The sequence below is a fragment of the Campylobacter sp. MIT 21-1684 genome (genome assembly GCF_026241315.1).
In the GTDB taxonomy this organism is placed as follows: domain Bacteria; phylum Campylobacterota; class Campylobacteria; order Campylobacterales; family Campylobacteraceae; genus Campylobacter_D.
The window spans coordinates 1-637 of sequence record NZ_JAPHNA010000068.1; the positions used below are offsets into that span (position 1 = coordinate 1).

The 637-nt window shown below is 30.8% G+C and carries 1 protein-coding gene; it reads right to left on the reverse strand.

Annotated features, from left to right (window positions below; all coding sequences use genetic code 11):
• Positions 1 to 32: 32 nt before the first annotated feature.
• The gene (locus tag OQH62_RS08595) at positions 33 to 623 is read right to left on the reverse strand and encodes a hypothetical protein (protein ID WP_266016154.1); all 591 of its coding nucleotides are present in this window, start codon (positions 621 to 623) and stop codon (positions 33 to 35) included.
• Between the last annotated feature and the right edge of the window lie 14 nt (positions 624 to 637).

A 637-nucleotide genomic window follows, 5' to 3' on the forward strand; every position in this document is an offset into this window, starting at 1 on the left:
AGAAAGTTGCATATACTTTTGCATTTTAGTCATTAGTAGCCTCTTTCTTTGATTTTTTGTTTGGTTTCATCAATATAGGCACAAGTAACAGTTCTTTCATTTTTCGCAAACATACCTATATCATACCAAACAAATGTTTTATAAGATTCAATTAAAATATTTGTATTGCGTTCATAGACTTTCAACACTGCTTCCTTTATACGCCAAGATACCATTTTATCCTCCCAAATATCTATATCTTTACTCTCTCCTCTCCTTATTCTATCATAAGCCTCCTGATTATATATAGTCGTTGTATCTCCTCCCTCTTCTCTACACAACCTCTCAAACTCTCTAAAGCTAGGTTGCCATTCAAGTGGGACAAAGCTAAAGGCAAACCAAGAACCTATAATAAGAGGATAAGGTAAGGCAAGATATATCTTTTTAACTCTTAGATTCTTTTTAAAGATTTTATTTATACTCCATACACAGAATCGTAAAAAGAGATACACCCATATACAAGAAAAAATAAAAAGAGTAATCCAACCAAAAAAAGGGAAAGGAAGAAAGGTAAGAATATAAATGAATTGGATATTAAGGAGAGTTAGGATAATAAGAATTGAATATTTAAAGGAAGTTTTCATTTTTTATCTCCATA

Bases quoted from the DNA above. Each gene is read 5' to 3' on its own strand.
- OQH62_RS08595 (WP_266016154.1), bottom strand. From the start codon at position 623: ATGAAAACTTCCTTTAAATATTCAATTCTTATTATCCTAACTCTCCTT.